At 58.2% G+C, this 17,410-nt stretch carries 17 protein-coding genes; 11 read left to right on the top strand and 6 right to left on the bottom strand.

The genetic code is table 11. The features are described from left to right. Nucleotides 1-53: 53 nt before the first annotated feature. From BUA15_RS01535 to BUA15_RS13905, 7 genes are all read left to right on the top strand, one after another. Complete coding sequence (locus tag BUA15_RS01535) at nt 54-506, top strand: TraR/DksA family transcriptional regulator (RefSeq protein WP_072714183.1); 453 nt, start codon at nt 54-56, stop codon at nt 504-506. Between the two features lie 29 nt (nt 507-535). Further along, a complete protein-coding gene (lspA, locus tag BUA15_RS01530) occupies nt 536-1,117 on the top strand; it encodes a signal peptidase II (protein WP_072714182.1) in 582 nt (193 codons plus the stop codon). Between the two features lie 78 nt (nt 1,118-1,195). Next, nucleotides 1,196-3,001, top strand: coding sequence for a translation elongation factor 4 (gene lepA / locus BUA15_RS01525; RefSeq protein WP_072714180.1), 1,806 nt, complete (start codon nt 1,196-1,198; stop codon nt 2,999-3,001). 4 nt (nt 3,002-3,005) lie between these two features. Then, nucleotides 3,006-3,836 (top strand): hypothetical protein, encoded by an 831-nt coding sequence (locus tag BUA15_RS01520; RefSeq protein ID WP_072714178.1) that lies wholly within the window; start codon nt 3,006-3,008, stop codon nt 3,834-3,836. A 57-nt stretch (nt 3,837-3,893) separates the two neighbouring features. Then, nucleotides 3,894-5,018, top strand: a complete 1,125-nt coding sequence (gene lepB / locus BUA15_RS01515; RefSeq protein ID WP_245771878.1) for a signal peptidase I — start codon at nt 3,894-3,896, stop codon at nt 5,016-5,018. A gap of 87 nt (nt 5,019-5,105) precedes the next feature. Then, nucleotides 5,106-6,098, top strand: coding sequence for a signal peptidase I (lepB, locus tag BUA15_RS01510; protein ID WP_245771877.1), 993 nt, complete (start codon nt 5,106-5,108; stop codon nt 6,096-6,098). A 92-nt stretch (nt 6,099-6,190) separates the two neighbouring features. Beyond that, nucleotides 6,191-6,322 (top strand): hypothetical protein, encoded by a 132-nt coding sequence (locus BUA15_RS13905; protein WP_262501638.1) that lies wholly within the window; start codon nt 6,191-6,193, stop codon nt 6,320-6,322. Between the two features lie 4 nt (nt 6,323-6,326). Here BUA15_RS13905 and BUA15_RS01505 read toward each other — a convergent pair whose 3' ends face one another. From BUA15_RS01505 to xseB, 4 genes are all read right to left on the bottom strand, one after another. Next, a complete protein-coding gene (locus tag BUA15_RS01505; protein WP_072714575.1) occupies nt 6,327-7,292 on the bottom strand; it encodes a L,D-transpeptidase in 966 nt (321 codons plus the stop codon). Nucleotides 7,293-7,360: 68 nt separating this feature from the next. Further along, the gene (locus tag BUA15_RS01500) at nt 7,361-8,413 is read right to left on the bottom strand and encodes a potassium channel family protein (protein ID WP_084660491.1); all 1,053 of its coding nucleotides are present in this window, start codon (nt 8,411-8,413) and stop codon (nt 7,361-7,363) included. A gap of 6 nt (nt 8,414-8,419) precedes the next feature. Then, nucleotides 8,420-8,923 carry a hypothetical protein gene (locus tag BUA15_RS01495; RefSeq protein ID WP_072714172.1) on the bottom strand — a complete coding sequence of 168 codons (504 nt, stop codon included), beginning with the start codon at nt 8,921-8,923 and terminating at the stop codon, nt 8,420-8,422. Between the two features lie 59 nt (nt 8,924-8,982). Then, a complete protein-coding gene (gene xseB / locus BUA15_RS01490) occupies nt 8,983-9,219 on the bottom strand; it encodes an exodeoxyribonuclease VII small subunit (RefSeq protein ID WP_072714170.1) in 237 nt (78 codons plus the stop codon). 75 nt (nt 9,220-9,294) lie between these two features. On the opposite strand from xseB, the gene BUA15_RS01485 reads away from it, so the two are divergent. Then, complete coding sequence (locus tag BUA15_RS01485; protein WP_072714168.1) at nt 9,295-10,071, top strand: SDR family NAD(P)-dependent oxidoreductase; 777 nt, start codon at nt 9,295-9,297, stop codon at nt 10,069-10,071. Between the two features lie 98 nt (nt 10,072-10,169). Beyond that, on the top strand, nt 10,170-12,050 hold the full coding sequence (locus BUA15_RS01480; RefSeq protein WP_084660490.1) for a GspE/PulE family protein: 1,881 nt from the start codon (nt 10,170-10,172) through the stop codon (nt 12,048-12,050). A 6-nt stretch (nt 12,051-12,056) separates the two neighbouring features. On the opposite strand, the gene BUA15_RS01475 is transcribed toward BUA15_RS01480, so the two are convergent. Then, the gene (locus BUA15_RS01475) at nt 12,057-15,143 is read right to left on the bottom strand and encodes a M1 family metallopeptidase (RefSeq protein WP_072714167.1); all 3,087 of its coding nucleotides are present in this window, start codon (nt 15,141-15,143) and stop codon (nt 12,057-12,059) included. 132 nt (nt 15,144-15,275) lie between these two features. On the opposite strand from BUA15_RS01475, the gene BUA15_RS01470 reads away from it, so the two are divergent. Next, nucleotides 15,276-16,280, top strand: coding sequence for a zinc ribbon domain-containing protein (locus tag BUA15_RS01470; RefSeq protein WP_072714165.1), 1,005 nt, complete (start codon nt 15,276-15,278; stop codon nt 16,278-16,280). Beyond that, nucleotides 16,277-16,975: a TPM domain-containing protein gene (locus BUA15_RS01465; RefSeq protein ID WP_072714163.1), complete on the top strand. Its 699-nt coding sequence runs from the start codon at nt 16,277-16,279 to the stop codon at nt 16,973-16,975. Before BUA15_RS01470 ends, BUA15_RS01465 begins: the two co-directional genes overlap by 4 nt. 2 nt (nt 16,976-16,977) lie before the next feature. Here BUA15_RS01465 and BUA15_RS01460 read toward each other — a convergent pair whose 3' ends face one another. Further along, on the bottom strand, nt 16,978-17,400 hold the full coding sequence (locus BUA15_RS01460; protein WP_072714161.1) for a VOC family protein: 423 nt from the start codon (nt 17,398-17,400) through the stop codon (nt 16,978-16,980). Nucleotides 17,401-17,410 lie beyond the last annotated feature (10 nt).

Here is a 17,410-nt window from a genome sequence, read left to right as displayed (position 1 = left end):
CTTTTGTTTTTTCAGACACGCGTGGGGTGGTAACGTTAAGTTCTGCAAGTACTATGGCGGAAAAGCACGAACACAACGCCACGTCGAACCAGAAGACGTCGGCGCAGGAACCAGAAAAGACGGAGCCCGTGCGTCGGACTCCTTTTACCGATGAAGAACTGGAGTACTTCCGACAGTTAATTCTGGAGCGGCGCCGGCAGGCTGTAGAAGACATTGAGCGCATGAAGGCGCAATTGGAGGACGCACGTGAGCAGGGAGGCACCGATACGGCCTACAGTTTTCACATGGCGGATGCCGGCACCGACGCAATGGAGCGCGAAAAGCTCTTTTTGATGATCGCGCGCCAGCAAAAGTACATCAGCCATCTGGACCGGGCGCTCGAGCGCATCAAAAACAAGACCTACGGAATCTGCAAGGTGACCGGCAAGCCAATCCCCCGTGAGCGTCTGGAGGCGGTACCGCATACCGAGGTCTCTATCGAGGCTAAGCTGAAGCAGAAAAAATAACCGTTTCCAGGGGCGCGGGGTTGATCCATATGCGAATACTCTGGATTACGTTGCTGGTGGTACTGGTGGACCAGCTTACCAAAGTGCTGGTGGTCCAGACCATGTACCCTGGCGAGTCCATCCCCCTGCTGGATGACTGGCTTAAGCTTACCTACACGGAAAATCCGGGTATGGCCTTTGGATTGTCGTTCGGGCCTCCCGGAACAGTGGCCATCCTGGCGATTGTGGCCACGGTGTTGATTGCGTGGTATCTCTATCGCATCCGCGACGGATACGTCCCTTACCGCGCCAGTCTGGCAGTGATTTTGGGCGGCGCGCTGGGCAACATCATTGATCGGCTGTTTTACGGGCTGCTTTACGGCTATGCCGGATTCTTTCACGGGCGCGTTGTTGACTTCATTCACTTTGATATCTGGCGGGGCTATCTGCCAGAATCCATTCCCTTCATCGGTGGGGCCTACGTGGCGTTGTTTCCTATCTGGAACGTAGCCGATATGGCCATTGTGGCCGGGGTGGTAGGGCTGCTGCTCTTTCAAAAGGAGTTTCATCGCCGACAGATGGCGACAGCGGCCGCACCGACCCCCCGGGAACAGCCGGTCGAGGAGTCGTAGCAGCAGCGCGGAACCCAGAGATTCCAGGCGGTATATCAGCGCTGCATTCCAGGAGCTTTGCGTGGTGTCGTGTAGGCTATGGCGTCGTATCGCGATCGGATCCGAAATTTCTGCATTATTGCGCACATTGACCACGGCAAGAGCACGCTGGCCGATCGGCTCTTGGAGCTGACCGGTACGCTTTCGGCGCGGGAGTTGCAGGACCAGGTGCTCGACAGTATGGAGCTGGAGCGCGAGCGGGGCATCACCATCAAAAGCCATGCGATTCGCATGAAGTACCACGCTCGCGATGGGGAGGAGTACATTCTGAACCTGATCGATACCCCCGGACATGTCGATTTTACGTACGAAGTCTCGCGAGCGCTCAAGGCCTGCGAAGGCGCTATTCTGGTCGTGGATGCTTCCCAGGGAATCGAAGCGCAGACGATCTCCAACCTGTACCTGGCGCTCGGACATGACCTGGAAATCATTCCGGTGCTGAATAAAGTCGATCTGCCTAATGCGCGGCCCGACGAAGTAGCCCAGTCCATTGAAGAGTTAATTGGCGAGCCCGCAGAAGACATCCTGCGCATTAGCGCGAAGACGGGGGAAGGGGTGCCTGAGCTCCTGGAGCGCATTGTGCAGCGCATCCCACCGCCCAAAGGCGATCCGGAAGCTCCGCTGCGTGCCCTGGTATTTGATTCGGTCTTTGACACGTACCGGGGGGCAATCGTCTACGTGCGCGTGTTTGACGGTACGTTGAAAACCGGGGAGCGTATCCAGTTCATGTCGAACGGCCGTGAATATGTAGCCGAAGAAGTGGGCATTCTGAGGCTGGAACGCCAGCCAGTAGAAATGTTGCGGGCCGGTGAAGTAGGATATGTGATCGGCTCGATCAAAGACATTCGCTCTGCGCGCGTGGGCGATACGATAACCCAGGCGCGCCGTCCCGCTCGTGAACCCATTCCCGGGTTCCGGCAGGTCAAACCGATGGTCTTCAGCGGGGTCTTCCCCACAAACCCCGATCAGTACGAAGACCTGCGGGCTTCCCTGGAAAAGTTGCAATTGAATGATGCTTCGCTGACATTCTCACCCGAGACCTCGGCCGCGCTGGGCTTTGGCTTTCGCATCGGCTTTCTGGGATTGCTTCACATGGAGATCGTGCAGGAGCGTCTGGAGCGTGAGTTCGGACTGGACATCATTACCACCGTGCCCAACGTCGAATATCAGGTAGTGCTTCGCTCCGGCGAGGTGATTACGGTGGATAACCCCAGCAAAATGCCAGAAGCCGGTAAGATTGCCGAAATTCGCGAACCCTACGTGCGGGCCGACATCATTACTCCGACCGAGTACATTGGTCCCTTGATGCAGCTTTGCCAGGACCGGCGGGGGATCTATCGTAACCAGGTCTACCTGGATCGCACGCGCGTCAATCTGCAGTATGAACTTCCTCTGGCAGAGATTGTCTTCGACTTTTATGACAAGCTTAAAAGCGTCAGCCGAGGATATGCGTCGTTCGACTACGAAATGCTGGACTATCGGCCCAGCGATCTGGTGCGCCTCGATATTTTGATCAACGGTGAACCGGTTGATGCGCTTTCAACCATTGTGCACCGGAGCAAAGCCTACGAAGTGGGACGAAAACTGACGCAAAAGCTTCGGGAGCTGATTCCACGGCAGCTATTTGACGTGGCGATTCAGGCAGCCATTGGCTCGCGGGTCATTGCGCGCGAGACAATCAAGGCACTTCGCAAGGACGTAACCGCCAAATGCTACGGCGGCGACGTAACGCGTAAGCGTAAGTTGCTGGAACGCCAGAAGGAGGGGAAAAAGCGCATGAAACAGGTAGGACGGGTAGAGGTGCCTCAGGAAGCGTTTCTGGCCGTGCTTTCGGTGGGAGACTAGGACAATGAAAAGCCTGATAGGCTACGGCGTGGGATGGGGCGGCAGGCTGCTTGGCTTGCTGCTGGTAGGCGTTGCGGCAGCCCAGGAACAGGAAATAGACCATCTCCTGCAGCGCATTCAGGCGCAACGGGCGCTTGTGTGGACCTATCGGGCAGCCTGGCTCAAACAGCAGGCGGCCAAATGGACCACCCTGTTGCCACCGCGTCCACCGGAGCTATTGCCCGTTACGCTCTACCAGCGCTACCCGGCCCTGAGTCGTCTGCTAAGGCAGGACTCCTCCCGACAGCCACGCAGGCCCCGCTTTACCCTGACGCGGTGGCGGGTCGTGCGACGCTTCGAGCAACGCTGGTTTCAGCGACGATTCGGCCAGGAAGGGTGGGCTTACCTGGGAAGCAATAGCTGGACGCCGCTGGACACGCTCCGGACTGCGGAGCTTCGGGCTCGCCTGCAGGCGCATTTTGGGAATCCAACGCGCACGCTGGCTGAAGTCGATCTTTTTCGGCGCCGCCCGCGTGATGAGTACATTCAGTTCGAGTACTGGCTGGTCCTGAACGACTCGATCCCGTTCCGCATTATGGATGTGAACGGGCCTTTAGAGCGAGGTCTGGTGGTAGCAAGTGCGCCGCGTTATCGTGATCAACTCTGGCAGATCCGTCAGGCACTGCTGGGACGGTTGATCGACGATCCAAAACGGGCCCCGTTTGTGGATTATTACTACCAGCCTGAGACCGATACCTGGTATCTGACAGGCTTTGATGGGCAGCACTTTTTCCTTACGCCTATTCGGCGGCCTGCCCGAATTCTCGGGCGGCCGCGTCTGTCAGACGTTCATTGAACCGGAAGCGTTTTGTAGCGTTTTCCCGACGTTATTCAGACCAAACCCCACCGAGCCTTGGCAGCGACGCGTTCCGAATCGACCACAAAACAGCGTACCCGTAAGCCACGGAGTAAGATTAAGGGGGCATCCGCTCCTTCGGCGGATGGTCAGGCCCGGCCTTCCAAAAGCAAGTTGCGCGAGTGGATTGAGGCGTTGGGCTTTGCGCTGGTGGTGATGCTGGTTGTGCGTACGTTTCTGTTTGATCTCTTCCGCATCCCCACGCCGTCGATGGAAAAAACGCTGCTGGTAGGGGATTATCTATTTGTCTCCAAGCTGCACTATGGGGTGCGCACGCCCATCTCTCTCGGTATCCCCTTTACCAAAATCTATCTGAAGGGCGTTACGCTGCCGCACACGCGCTTGCCTGGATTTACGGAGATTCAGCGAGGGGATATAATTGTGTTTAACTATCCGCCAGAGGAGGATCTACCGGTTGACCGCAAGACGCATTACATCAAGCGGGTGGTCGGGTTGCCAGGCGACACGCTCTGGATTCAGGACAAAGTGGTCTATGTCAACGGTGAGCCCCAGCCGCTTCGCCCTACCATGCAGCAGTACTGGCGGGTGATCAAAAGCGATCCACGCATTATGCTTCCAGAAGTGCGTCTGGCTGAACTGGGCATTGAAGAGGTGCAGCCAACGCCTGATCCGCGCCAGGTGCTGGTCATGGCTACACCCGAGGCGGCAGAAGCTATTGCGCAGTGGCCCTATGTCGAACGCGTGGAACCCCTGGTCATTCCTCGGGGAAGTACCTACAATGACTTGATGTATCCGCCCGGCATGGGCTACTCGCCGGATAATTATGGTCCGGTGGTTATTCCTGCCCGTGGACAGACCATTACGCTAACAGAGGAAAACTGGCCCATTGTGGAGCCCGTAATCCGGCGCTACGAGGGACATACAACCGGTCGCCAGCAGGATGGTACGTTTTTGATTGATGGCCGTCCAACGGCCACCTACACCTTCCGCCAGGATTATTACTTTGTCATGGGCGACAACCGAGACAATTCGGAGGACAGCCGTTTCTGGGGATTCGTGCCCATGGATCATGTGGTCGGAAAAGCCCTCTTTATCTATTTCTCATGGGATAGCCGGCACCACCTGCCGCGCCTGAACCGACTCTTCAAACCGATTCGCTGACGGGCCGTGAGGGGGGGGCAGGAAAGGAAGGTCTCGGAGGTGCAAACAGACGGCGCGTCCGCACGGCCTGTCCCATGGTGGCAGCGCATGCGGGACTGGCTGGCCGCGCTGGGATTGGCCGTGGCGCTCGCTCTGCTCATTCGCATTTTTGTGCTGGAAGCCTATCGCATTCCTTCGCCTTCTATGGAGCAGACGTTGCTTGTAGGAGACTTTGTACTGGTCTCCAAGCTCCACTACGGCCCTCGCATGCCCATGTCACTAGGATTGCCCTTTACGGCGTGGTATGTCCCCGGCGTTGAGCTGCCCTATCTCCGCCTGCCCGGACTGACAGGGATTCGGCGCGGCGATGTGGTCGTCTTCAATTACCCGGTCGAGACAGGTCCCATTGACCGCAAGACGCATTACATCAAGCGGGTGGTCGGGCTGCCAGGCGACACGCTCTGGATTCAGGACAAAGTGGTCTATGTGAACGGTCGCCCCTTTCCCGATCCTGATCTGGTGCAACGGCGCTGGATGCTCCAACTGCGCCCGGGCGCCCAGCTTTCGCTCGATTCGCTGCAAGCGATGGGGGCCCGCAACGTTTCGCGTTCGGCTTATCGGGCGGGGCTCCTGTTTTTTGACGCGACGGTAGCGGTTGCTCGCCATATTGCCGGCTTTGCTGAAGTCGATACGCTTCGGCCCTACTCCGCCGCGGCATTATTGCAAGGAGCAGCCGCGCAGAAAGCTCGTCGAGAGGAGGGCTGGGGGCCTGTCTATATTCCTGGACGTGGCGATACGCTCTACCTGACGCTCCGTACGTGGCCTTTCTATCGGGAGCTCCTTCTACGTTTTGAAGGATACCAGATCTATCCCCGGCCTGACGGTACGTTCCTGATCAATGGCCGGCCTGGTCGCTCCTGCGTGATCCGCCAGGATTATTACTTTGTTATGGGAGATAACCGCGATAACTCGCTTGACAGTCGGGCCTGGGGGCTCGTTCCTGCCGATCACATCGTAGGGAAAGCCCTGCTCATTTACCTTTCCTGGGATCCTGAGCAGCATCGGATTCGCTGGAACCGTCTCTTTCGCCCTGTGCACTAACGAGCCGCATTGCTGCTTGGAAAGCCTATCTGAGGGTTGGGAATGGTTTTCGCACTTCCAGAGTGCAGGAGCTCTGTAATCCGGGTAAACCGATGCGAGCGTTCTATCTGCTATGGCTACCGTCGGTTCGGCCTAAGTGGGGACGGTTACGTTTTTACCTGTTGCTGGCCGGATGGTATCTGTTGATCGTAGGAATTATCTGGATCATCGGGCACTATTGCTGAGCCTTCAGCGTGAGGTTCCCGCACGCGTTTCCCGCAGCCGATCAAAGAACTCCTGCTGCGGCGTTCCCGGAGGCACGTCGTAAGGATGCGCCGGCAGCTCCACGCGTTTCAGTACGGGGTACCGTTTCTTAAAAAGAAAAGGGCGAGGACGGCCTACAGGATCTTCGCCGATGACGAGAACCGTCGTGCCCTGTTTGATAATTTTACCCTTCCGCGATTCAATTCCGGTGCCCCCTGCTGTGGTTTGCCAGGGATCTGCCCAGTAGAAGACCCATCGGGCGTCGGCATCAATGAGCCGCACGCAGCCGTGACTGGCCGGCCCGCCCGTTGGCATTGGATACTGGTGGACGTGAATGCCACGGGCATCATGGAAGTTAAAGACCCAGTACATCTCCCAGGGTTCGCCTGGAGGGCTCAGAGATGAAATGCGGTATTCTTCTTTCCAGTTGAAGTTGAAACGACCGTTTGGCGTGGGGTTTTCTGGAGCACCGGTGTTGATAACGCCCCAGCGGACCAGTTTTCCGTATTCGTAGGCGCCGAAAGCCTGGATCGATTTGTCCATAATGAACAATTTGTCAAAGTCGCGACCGCCTGGATAGTAGCGCGGAAACGGCGAATAGGCCCGGAAATCCAGGTCAAACTGGTTCGGAATAACCAGCGTGTCGCCAATTTTCAGGTTGCGGATAAGCACGCGGTTCAGTAGCTCTACCAGACGCGCGCGTTTTTTTCCGAGCGCGAGGTCTCCATCGCCCAGCACCTTGTAGAGCGTATTGCGGGCCAGTACGTTGTTGCCTGAGCTATGGTGCAAGATATAGTAGTGATACTGCACCTCGGGAATCGCATCGAGGTCCTCGTTCTGGTGCTCCAGAATATCTTCCAGAGCCGTCTGATTGATGTAGTCCTGGGCCCATATCATCTGCGGCTGCAAAGCCAGCGCCAGCAACAGCAGTCCCAGTATACCGCGATACATAGTAAACTTCAGCATGTTTTTTCTTGCCAATTCCTGAACAAAGCAGGTGCAATGGCTTCAGTTCCCTTTCATGGGGCGCGGCATCCCTCGGTTTGCAACTTTTCAATGGCTTCCGGGATGCCCAGCACAATCAAAATGTCATCGGCCTGCAGGCGAGCGTCTGCTCCAGGATTATACCGAATAGCTCCTGTCTGGCCGTCGACGATGGCCACTACGATTGCGTTGTAGCGCTGGCGAAAGTTACTTTCGGCCAGCGTTTTGCCGGCCAGGGGCGCGCCCGCTTCAATCCGAATTTCTTCCATCTGGAGTCCCAGCGCTCCGGTTCCCAGAACTCGTTCCATAAACGCATCAACATGCGGACGCAACACAACCTGAGCCATGCGATCGGCCCCAACCTCACTGGGAGCGATCACTTTATTGGCGCCAGCGCGCAGCAGTTTGCGCATATTTTTGTGATCATTTGTGCGCGCCAGAATGAAAACGTTGGGATTCAGTTCGCGGGCCAGAAGGGTAACAAACACGTTCGCGCTGTCGTCTGCTAGCGCCAGGATGAGGGCGCGTGCCCGGTCGATGCCTGCCTGACGAAGCGTTTCTTCCTCCTCGGCATCGCCTGCCACAAAGACCAGGTGGGCTGCGCGCAGTTCTTCCAGCTCTTCAGCAGCGCGCTCAATGACGACAACCGGTCGGCCTGCCTGCAGCAGGTCTTCCACAATCCGCTTCCCAACGCGTCCGTAGCCGCAAACAATAAAGTGGTCATGCATGGCTCTGAGTTTTCGACGAAGATAGCGATCGCGGAGGGCGGTATTGCTCAGAATAAACTGTACCATACGGGTCGCAATAAAAGCGACCGTACCAATGCCTGCCAGCGCGACAAGTACGGTAAAAAGTCGACCAGCCTCCGACAGGGGACGAACCTCTGAAAAGCCAATGGTCGTGAGCGTGATGAAGGTCATGTAGAAGGCCTCGATCCATGTCCACCCTTCAATAATGCGGTACCCCATGGTACCGCCCAGCATGATGAATACCAGCAGCAGCGAGCCCAGCAGAATCTCACGCCGCTCTGCCTCTGCATGGACGATCCAGTGTAGCAGGCGCTCAAAGAAACGGTTGAGCGAAGACATGGGGCTTCATGGCTGGGGCGTCAGCGAAAAAACACGGGCATGCCAGCTCTGGCCAGCCGGTTTCTCGAAGGCTCCGCGGCGCAGTTCTCCCACGGTCGTCAGCGACAGATCGAACACCGGCGTTGCTGCGGTAACCTGTCCCGCCGCAATCAGGCGGCGAAATTGGGCGCGGGTAGCATGCTGCACGGTACCTTCCGCGTCTCGGTAGAAGATAACGAGGGGGGACAGCCAGGTAATACCCAGGGCCTGCCCGGCTGCGTTGACGGCTCGTGTGGCTGCATCAATGCTGCATCCGGAAATCTCACCGTTCGGTACGTAACCGGCCAACAGCAGAAAGCGCTGGTGCAGCATTGCTGCTTGGCCGTGCACTGGCAGGCCGTGAGCCTGCCAGCTTGCTAAAAAGGGTTGAAGGGAGGCAAGCAGCGTCTGCGTTTCCGTTGGCGATAGCGATCGACTGGCAGCAAAGATCCACAGGCGGGCTTCATCGGGGAATGCTGCAAACAACTGCATGGTTGGCGTTACCTTCGGCTTGCAAACAGCACTATTTAACGCTAACCTGTACAGGGAGATCACTCGGCATTTTCCAGGTTGACGTCGTCGTTAAGGGAGAGTTGCTGAATGCGCAGTTCGGCTGTTCGGAGCTGCTCCAGGCAGTAACGCGCTAACTTGAGGCCTTCTTCGTAGGCCAGAATGGAGGCTTCCAGGTCTAACTGGTCGCCTTCCAGATGCTCTACGATCTGCTTCAGGCGCGCCAGCGCCTCTTCAAAAGAAAGCGGAACGTCAGCGGGTGTGGAGGGAGTGTCCATTATAGCTGGGGGTGTTTGCTTGCGAACCGGAGAAAATATGCAGTAGCTTCGACAGGAACGCAAGCGGCTGGAACGATGGATCTGGGTTTACGCGAAAAAGTAGCGATTGTAACCGGAGCAAGTCGCGGCATTGGGCAGGGAATCGCGCGAAGTCTGGCAGCGGAAGGGTGCCGGCTGGTGCTCTGCGCTCGAGGGGCTGAGGACCTGGAAGCTACAGCCAACATGCTTCGGGCGCAGGGTGCTGAGGTTGTTACCTTAACGCTGGATGTAACGCATCCAGAAGCAGGAGAACGTCTGGTGCAAGCGGCTCGCGAGCAGTTTGGGCGGGTAGATATTCTCGTGGGTAATGCCGGTGGTAACCGACGTGGCTACTTTGAAGAGACTTCGGAGGCCGACTGGTCGGCGTTGATTGAACTCAATCTGCGGGCGCATCTTCGATGCGCCCGGGCTGCAATTCCGGTGATGAGGGCGCTTGGCGGAGGCGCTATTGTATTTATCGCGTCAATCTTCGGGCGCGAAGCAGGCGGTCCCGGACTGTCTATCTACAACAGCACTAAGTCGGCGCTAATAAGCGCTGCTAAGATCCTGGCGCTGGAACTGGCGCCCTACAACATTCGGGTCAACACCGTCGCGCCTGGTTCCATTCGTTTCCCTGGAGGAAGCTGGGATCGGCGTTTGCAGGAAGATCCGGAGGGCACGCGTCAATTTATTGCGCAGAACATTCCCATGGGACGGTTTGGCACCGTGGAAGAAGTAGCCGACGTGGTGACGTTTCTTGTGTCGGAGCGGGCCCGCTGGGTAACAGGCGCCTGCATTAATGTGGACGGCGGACAGTCTCGTTCATTGATATGAAGGCGGGCAAAGGACACTGAAATGGGGCTATAGAAAGGAGGGGAATGGCCGATTCTTATGACCAGGACCGATTCGCCAAGTGATAACCAGTCAGCCCCATGTCGGAAGAACGGCCTCGTCCCAAGTCGGCATCTGCATCCTCTATCTCAGAGAATGGAGCAGCTTCTGAGGAATTTTCGCCTCTGGATCTAAGCGATCCCGTGGTGATCATGCTCCTGTTCCAGGAGCTGGTTCGGGAAGAACAGGTGCGCAGGGCCTGGGAACGGTGGCGTCAGCAGCAGGAAGGCGGAAGGCGGGCGTTATGGCGCGTGCTGGCAGATCTTGAAGAAATCAATCCGGAGGTCGTCTACGCTACGGCTGCCGAAGTTTATGGTTTTAAAACGGCCCAGCTCCAGCGCGATCAGGTAATGCGTTTTATCCGAGAGCAAAAACAACGCTTTACCCAGGATCAGTGGCGCTGGATGCGACGCGAGCGGGTGTTGCCCATCGGGCAGGAAATGGATCCTGAACGGAACGTTATGCGCTGGGTGCTGGCCACGCACGATCCAACGCGTCCGGATTTGCACCGGAAGCTTGCCCGTTTAGGGCTGGATCGCTTTGAATTGCGCTATGCGCCCGCTTCAACGATCGATCAGATCTATGAAGAGGCCTTTCCTCATCGCAACGAATATCTGGAGCGCGTGCAGCAGGAGGGCGAGGCACTGGACCTGGGCATGAGCTATGAAGAAGAGGGCGGGTTGATTGATGAGGAGTCGCTGGAAGCCGAGATCAATCGCTCCAAGCTCATCAATCTCTTTGAAGCAACGCTGGTCGAAGCCGTCCGCCAGGGCGCCTCAGACATCCACATCTTCCCGAACCACGAGCGGAAGGTAGAAATTCACTTCCGGTTAGATGGAGAACTGCACTGCTGGCATGTTGAGGACAAGGTGCACCCGGAAGCTTTTTTAGCTGTAGTGAAAGACAAAGCGGGAGGCGTGGATCGCTTTGAGCGAGAGAAAGCCCAGGATGGTTTTATTCAGCGCTGGATCGACGACCACCTGATCCGCTTCCGCGTCTCCGTACTGCCTATTGCAACGGCCAGCTTTGACGTGCGAGCGGAGTCGATTGTCATTCGCGTGCTGGACGATCGCAAGGTCATCAAGGATTTGCGCCTGCTGGGACTTTCCGATCGGGCTTTAGAGCGTTTTGAATGGGCAATTCGCCAGCCCTATGGGATGGTGATCGTTACCGGTCCTACCGGCAGCGGTAAAAGCACCACCCTCTACGCCGCCCTCCACCAGGTCGTCAGCCCGCGCAAGAATGTGTTGACGGTTGAAGACCCGGTTGAATACATCATTCCGGGCGTGCGTCAGATCAAACTCAGCCATAAGCTGGGGCTGGAGGATGCGCTGCGCGCCATTTTGCGGCACGACCCCGACATTGTCATGGTAGGCGAGATGCGCGACCGGCAGACGGCCGAGCTGGCCATCAAGCTGGCCAACACGGGGCATTTGACGTTTTCGACGCTGCACACGAACGATGCGCCCAGTGCGGTGAGCCGGCTCTACAAGATGGGGATTGAGCCGTTTTTGATTGCCTATGCGATTAACCTGGTGGTGGCGCAGCGCCTGATCCGAAAAGTCTGTCCCCAATGCCGGGTGCCCGATCCCGACCCTGATCCCGTGTTGCTGGCGCGGCTTGGTTTTACAGAGGAGCAGATAGCCCGGACTACTTTTTACAAAGCCGGCCACAGCCCGCGGTGTCCGGTCTGCAAAGGGGTTGGTTACAAGGGCCGACGGGCCATTACCGAAACGCTCTGGTTCTCGCGCGCCATCCGCCATATGATCGTAGCAGCCCGGGAGGCTATCGACGAGGATGCGCTCCGGGAGCAGGCCATCAAAGAAGGCATGCAGACGCTGCAGGAGGCCGCTCGCGAGGTTGTGCTGGCCGGCGAGACGACCATTGAGGAAATGATGGCCACTGTAGCTTTTGAAGGATAGGAAGCCCTAGCGTTTGACCTCAAGGCCCAGTATCCAGCGGAACCGCAAGGCGTCGCGCTGGCCAATAAGGTCAGGATTGCTGACCCACAGGGGAAGACGCAGGTGAACGCGTACATGCTGCAGCAGCTCGGACTGAGCTGCCCAGCGCGTCAGGCCGGGCAGTTCGTCCAGGTTATAGGCGAGGCCTACGCCAGCATCAGCCAGAAACCGATTCCAGGCAAAGATGTAGCGATCGCGAGCCTGGGCGGGATCGGTGAACCAGGTCTGGCCTATGCTCAGGAATCCTTCAAAGCGGAGGGGACGCAAAAGCGCATGCGTAAACGGGCGGCCGTAGGCCACCACACGCCCTGCGACCAGAACGTTTCCCTGCAGGCGAAGCGGATCCTGAAGTTCTGGGCTCCAATAGGCAACAGGGCCCGCTACTGCTAAGGGAATCAGATGGAGCGAGCGGCGGGCATTGTTAAAGAGGGCGGCGATTGTGCGAAAGCCTGCATGCCGCCAGGCTGTTTCAACCGAGGCGCTTCCCAGCCGGAAAACGCGACTGAACGGCAACTGTCCACTTCCTCGTGCGAGCGTGCCGTGCAGAATCACGCCGAAAGAGGCGGGTCGCGTCAGATGCCAGGATACATCCACCATGCTCCGCAGGGCGCCCCGGCCTTGCTGTCCTTCGCCCATTTCGAGGGCTACTGTCAGGTGTAGCCGTGGCCGTTCTAAACGGTAAGCCAGGCGGGTCCAGGCTAAATGGTTACGGGGCATCCAGGCGAGCGTTCGTTCAAAGGTAAAGGCGCGGTTGCTCGGGACGTACTGGTGGACAAGGCCCAGTTCGATGCTTCCGTAGTCGTGCCCTAATGCCGCCCATCGGCCCAGCGTATGCGTGAGCAGCAGGCGGTTTTCCATGACGCCCAGATGTTTTTCAAGCTGCACGTGCCATCGCGTGCGCGGCCCCAGCCGATCGCTGTAGCGCACCACGTAGTCGATACCAGTCCACCAGGCGTTGCGGCCTTGAATTCCGGGGCGTTCAGGGCGACGGCCGTTGCTCAGCAGCACCAATGGCCAGAGTTTGAGCGTCAGCAGGGTTTCATGACGGTCGAAAAAGTAACGGCCGCGGAGTTGCCATCCCAGGCCAGCTCCAAAATCGTACGCATAGGTGAGCAGCGGACGCCATGAGGCCCTGTAGGCGGTCCAGTCGAAGGCGAGGGGCTGCAGAAAATCCAGCCGAAGAGGAAAAGGCCAGGTATTGTTCAAGCGGTTGTGGTCGGGCGTTCGCTGAAGCGGGTCCAGTTCGGCGCGTACCACACGGGCCGGCAGCGTGAGCGTCAGGGTATAGGTGGGAAACGTCCACAGCCACGGACGGGCCACTACCCAGTTCGCGGGAACCGGCTTATGGCCCTGCGCCAGTCCAAGCGGGATATGCACCCACTGCGTCGTGCCGTTGGCAAGCGTCAGGCGCACGTCAACTGGCAGAAACATAGCGCCTCGGCGGCGAAGCCGCAGCGTAACCTGCCATCCTGTTGAGGTAGGGCGCTGCGTAACGGCATCCAGGGCATCGTCATACGTGTAGGTGGTATTGGTCAGTTGCTCGAAAAACCAGTCCAGGCGCATGCCACTGACCTGTTCGGCCACTTTTTCGACATCATAGGGGTTGGGATGGCGCAGGCCATAGGTTCGGAAGTAGGCCTGTAGGAATGCGTCGCGTAGCGAATCAGAAATCACGTAGCCCAGCAGGTCGAGTAGCATCTGGCCTCCGGGATAGGAAGCTATGCTGTAGGCTATGTTGGAGGCGAACCAGTCCGCGGGGGTGTTCAGGCGTTCGAACAATCCCATCTGTTGGAGCCGCACGACGCTGAGCGCGGCGTTTCGATGGTCGGGTTCCTGGCCCAGCAGGTGAGCGACTGCCTCGGTGGTCGCCCAGCTCGTAAAGCCTTCGTCCATCCAGGCGTAGGCGTTTTCATTGGAGGCCAGCACGCCATAGAACCACTCGTGTGCGGCTTCGTGGGCAGTTACGCCCAGCAGAGAAAGTGGACTGCGGCGCCCTGTGATGAAGTTAATCATGGGATATTCCATGCCGCCGTCGCCTGCCTGCACGACCGTGAACTGAGGATAAGGGTAGCGACCAAAGCGCCGGCTAAAGTAGCGAATGAGCCAGGGCACCCACTGCCGCATGGGTTGCCAGCGCGCTGCTACGTCGGGCTGGAAAAGCAGGTGATAGACCACCCCGAGGCTATCGTCACGCCAGGTTTCATGGATGTAGTCCGGATCGGCTGCCCAGGCAAAATCGTGGACGTTTTCAGCGCGGAAGTGCCAGGTGAGGGAGTCGCCCGGAGTGCAGCGCAGACCAGCTTCGCGCGGGTCGAAACGACTCCAGCCCTGATCGGTGATGTGGTCGTACCCATGGCCTACCTCATCGGCGTTGAGCAGCACGCCGGTTGCGGCGATGGTGTAGCAGGCAGGGAGCGTGATGCGAACGTCAAATGTGCCGAAGACACCGTAAAACTCGCGTCCAATATATGGGTCGGGATGCCAGCCGCGTCCGTCGTAGGCAGCAATTTTAGGATACCACTGGCTCATGGAGAAGTCGATGCCTTCGGCGTTGTCGCGACCGCTACGGCGCGTCTGGAGAGGGACTTGTGAATGGAAGCGGAGGGTAAAGACAGTAGAGTCGCCGGGCGCCAGCGGCCGGATCAGTTCAGCCTTCAGCACCGTGTCGGTGATGCGAAAGGCCAGGGGTTGTCCCTCCTGGGCTAGATGGGTAATGCGGTGGAACCCACGCGTTTCTGGACCAAGCTGCCATATTCTGGGAACTACGCGCCGGTCTGGATCGGGCAGATGGCGGTTGCGCTCGGCCATCATGGACTGCGGGTGAAACGCATTGAAGTACAGGTGAAAAAAGACGTGATAGAGCGTGTCGGGCGAATGGTTATAGTAGACGATCTGCGCAAAGCCACGCAGGCGATGATGTTCGGGATCCAGGCGGATGTCCATTTCATAGTGCACCTGCTGCTGCCAGTCGGGCGAGGTCTGCGCGAACGTGGGAGCCGTTACGGCCAGAAATACAATCAGAGATACCCGGACGGTCTGTGCGTCTGGATGCATTGTTTTATATCTGTCGGGTTGCAACAGACTGGCTGAAAAGATACGGTGTTGTCTACATTTTTGCCCGAACTCCCGGAAGCGGGTAGCGTTCAGAAACAGGTGCGAAATTCGTAAGCTTGTAAACCAGTAATTATGTCCAAAACAACTGCTGTTTGTCCGGCCTGTGGTGCCCGTCTGAAGGAAGGGGCTGTGGTTTGTGATCTGTGTGGCATGTCGGTGCGGCAGGATCCGGCCGTGCTGGTTTGCCAGGCATGCGGACATGCCAACCCGGCGGGGGCTCGTTATTGCAACCAGTGTGGAGCGACCTTGCCGGGCGTGCGGCCGCTGGCTCCTCATGAGCGCCCTGCTGCTCCGGCAGCAGCTTCCGCCGCAAAAGCGTCCGGGAGAGCGGCGACATTGCGGCCAGTGCATGTGGTTTTCATTGTAGTGGGAGGGGTGTTGCTGGTGGGTGCTTTATACCTGATTACCCTGGTCAGTGGGGGACGCGGCGGGCTGCCGCCGGCCGGAGCTGCTACCCAGCCGGCGACGCTTCCTCTTCCAGAACCTGGACCCATTCCTGCGGCTGTGGCGGATCAGGTGGCGGCGTTGGAAGCGGAGATTGCCCGGTTGGAGGGGACGGCCCGGCTGGAAAAACAGCAGGCCCTGGTGAACCTGCTGATCGGGATTGGTCGCCCTGATCGCGCAGCGCTTATTCAGGAAGAGATCGCGCGTCGTCTGGATACACCAGAGGCCTGGCGACGGGCAGGCAATCTGTTCTATGATTGGATGGAAATGGTCGATGGACCGGCTAAAACGGCGCTGGCCCGTCGCGTTATAGCAGCTTATCAGCGCGTGCTTGACAAAGAACCAGACAACCTGGACGTGCGGGCCGATATGGCCATTGCCTATCTTTATGACCCGGACAATCCGATGGAGGCGGTGCGCCAGACGCGGCTCGTGCTGGCGCAAGATTCTACCCACATCCAGGCAAATTTTAACCTGGGCATCATGTTGCTGCAGATCAACCGGCTTGAGGAGGCGCGCGCCCAGTTTGAAAAGGTGCAGCGGCTGGTTGGTCCGCGTTCTCCCCTTTATGCCCAGGCTGATACAATTTTGCAGTTGATTCGTCGCTTGCAAACTACCGATGCGACACCATGAACCTGCTTTTTACGGAAGAAGAGCTGAACCGAGTTAAAGAGGCTGTTGCCGCCGCTGAACAGCAGACGGCAGGCGAGATCGTTCCGGTGATTGTGCCGCGTAGCGGTACGTATCCTGAGGCGGTATGGAAGGGAGCGCTACTGTTGATGTTCCCGGTGCTGGTGGTGGCTCTGGTGTTTGACTTTATCTACCAGGGCTGGGGACTGACATGGCTGCATACAGGGTGGGGAGTTGCGTTGCTTACGTCTCTGGCGGGTATAGTGGGCGGTTTGCTGGCGGCGTACGTGGCGCCCGTGCAGCGTTGGCTGGTAAGCGAGGCGCGGATGGCTGAACAGGTACATTTGCGGGCATTACAGGCGTTTGTCGAGGAAGAAGTGTTCAACACGCGAGATCGCACGGGTATTCTGATTTTTGTCTCGCTTTTTGAGCACTGGGTGGAAGTAATTGGTGATACAGGGATCAACCAACGAGTAGGACCAGAGGCGTGGGCAGAAGTTGTAGATCGAATTCGGAAGGGGATTCGCGAAGGCCGTCCCGTCGATGGCCTGGTGGCCGCTATTGAACAATGCGGCCAGTTGCTGGCCGCGCATGGGGTGGCGCTGCGCCCGGACGACACCAACGAACTGGCCGACGTGCTGCGCGTGCGCGGCCAGAAGAAAGGAGGACGACGACGGAAGCGTCGGCGGGGACGATAAGCTCAGCGAAGCGGTTCAATCTCCAGTACCAGACCGTCTGCGTCGCGCACGAACAGACGTTGATGCACTTCCTGGTAGGGGTAGCCTGCTGCGTCCAGCCGAGCCCGCAAGGCGTGCCAGTCGGTGGGGGGTAGGCGGAATCCCAGATGATGGATGCCTCCTCGGCCCGGAATAGTGGGATGGCTTAGCTCGGGCATTTCAATGAGTTCCAGTACTTCGCGGCCGTTGGCATCGGTCAACAGTGCCCGGCGACGGCCTTTACGGATGGGATCTTCTTCAATAACCCGCAAATGCAGGCCAATAAATCGGGTATAAAAATCCACCGCGGCGTCCAGTTGGGTCGTCATGATGGCCGCGTGGTCCAGGTGGACGGTCAGCGTTTCGTTGACGGTCGGCTTGACGTCGGGGCTGCGGGTCGGTTGCATGGTGCTCTGT

The organism is Rhodothermus profundi (assembly GCF_900142415.1).
In the GTDB taxonomy this organism is placed as follows: Bacteria; Bacteroidota; Rhodothermia; order Rhodothermales; family Rhodothermaceae; genus Rhodothermus; species Rhodothermus profundi.
The sequence above is the reverse complement of the archived record's forward strand: the minus strand, read 5'-3'. Positions and strand labels throughout refer to the sequence as shown.

Excerpts from the sequence above, each read along its gene's own strand:
- BUA15_RS01465 (WP_072714163.1), top strand. The coding sequence starts at position 16,277 with ATGAACCTGCTTTTTACGGAAGAAGAGCTGAACCGAGTTAAAGAGGCT.
- BUA15_RS01460 (WP_072714161.1), bottom strand. The coding sequence starts at position 17,400 with ATGCAACCGACCCGCAGCCCCGACGTCAAGCCGACCGTCAACGAAACG.
- BUA15_RS01485 (WP_072714168.1), top strand. The coding sequence starts at position 9,295 with ATGGATCTGGGTTTACGCGAAAAAGTAGCGATTGTAACCGGAGCAAGT.
- BUA15_RS01500 (WP_084660491.1), bottom strand. The coding sequence starts at position 8,413 with ATGTCTTCGCTCAACCGTTTCTTTGAGCGCCTGCTACACTGGATCGTC.
- BUA15_RS01520 (WP_072714178.1), top strand. The coding sequence starts at position 3,006 with ATGAAAAGCCTGATAGGCTACGGCGTGGGATGGGGCGGCAGGCTGCTT.
- BUA15_RS01475 (WP_072714167.1), bottom strand. The coding sequence starts at position 15,143 with ATGCATCCAGACGCACAGACCGTCCGGGTATCTCTGATTGTATTTCTG.
- BUA15_RS13905 (WP_262501638.1), top strand. The coding sequence starts at position 6,191 with ATGCGAGCGTTCTATCTGCTATGGCTACCGTCGGTTCGGCCTAAGTGG.
- BUA15_RS01505 (WP_072714575.1), bottom strand. The coding sequence starts at position 7,292 with ATGTATCGCGGTATACTGGGACTGCTGTTGCTGGCGCTGGCTTTGCAG.
- BUA15_RS01470 (WP_072714165.1), top strand. The coding sequence starts at position 15,276 with ATGTCCAAAACAACTGCTGTTTGTCCGGCCTGTGGTGCCCGTCTGAAG.
- BUA15_RS01495 (WP_072714172.1), bottom strand. The coding sequence starts at position 8,923 with ATGCAGTTGTTTGCAGCATTCCCCGATGAAGCCCGCCTGTGGATCTTT.
- lepB (WP_245771877.1), top strand. The coding sequence starts at position 5,106 with ATGCGGGACTGGCTGGCCGCGCTGGGATTGGCCGTGGCGCTCGCTCTG.
- lepA (WP_072714180.1), top strand. The coding sequence starts at position 1,196 with ATGGCGTCGTATCGCGATCGGATCCGAAATTTCTGCATTATTGCGCAC.
- lspA (WP_072714182.1), top strand. The coding sequence starts at position 536 with ATGCGAATACTCTGGATTACGTTGCTGGTGGTACTGGTGGACCAGCTT.
- BUA15_RS01535 (WP_072714183.1), top strand. The coding sequence starts at position 54 with ATGGCGGAAAAGCACGAACACAACGCCACGTCGAACCAGAAGACGTCG.
- xseB (WP_072714170.1), bottom strand. The coding sequence starts at position 9,219 with ATGGACACTCCCTCCACACCCGCTGACGTTCCGCTTTCTTTTGAAGAG.
- BUA15_RS01480 (WP_084660490.1), top strand. The coding sequence starts at position 10,170 with ATGTCGGAAGAACGGCCTCGTCCCAAGTCGGCATCTGCATCCTCTATC.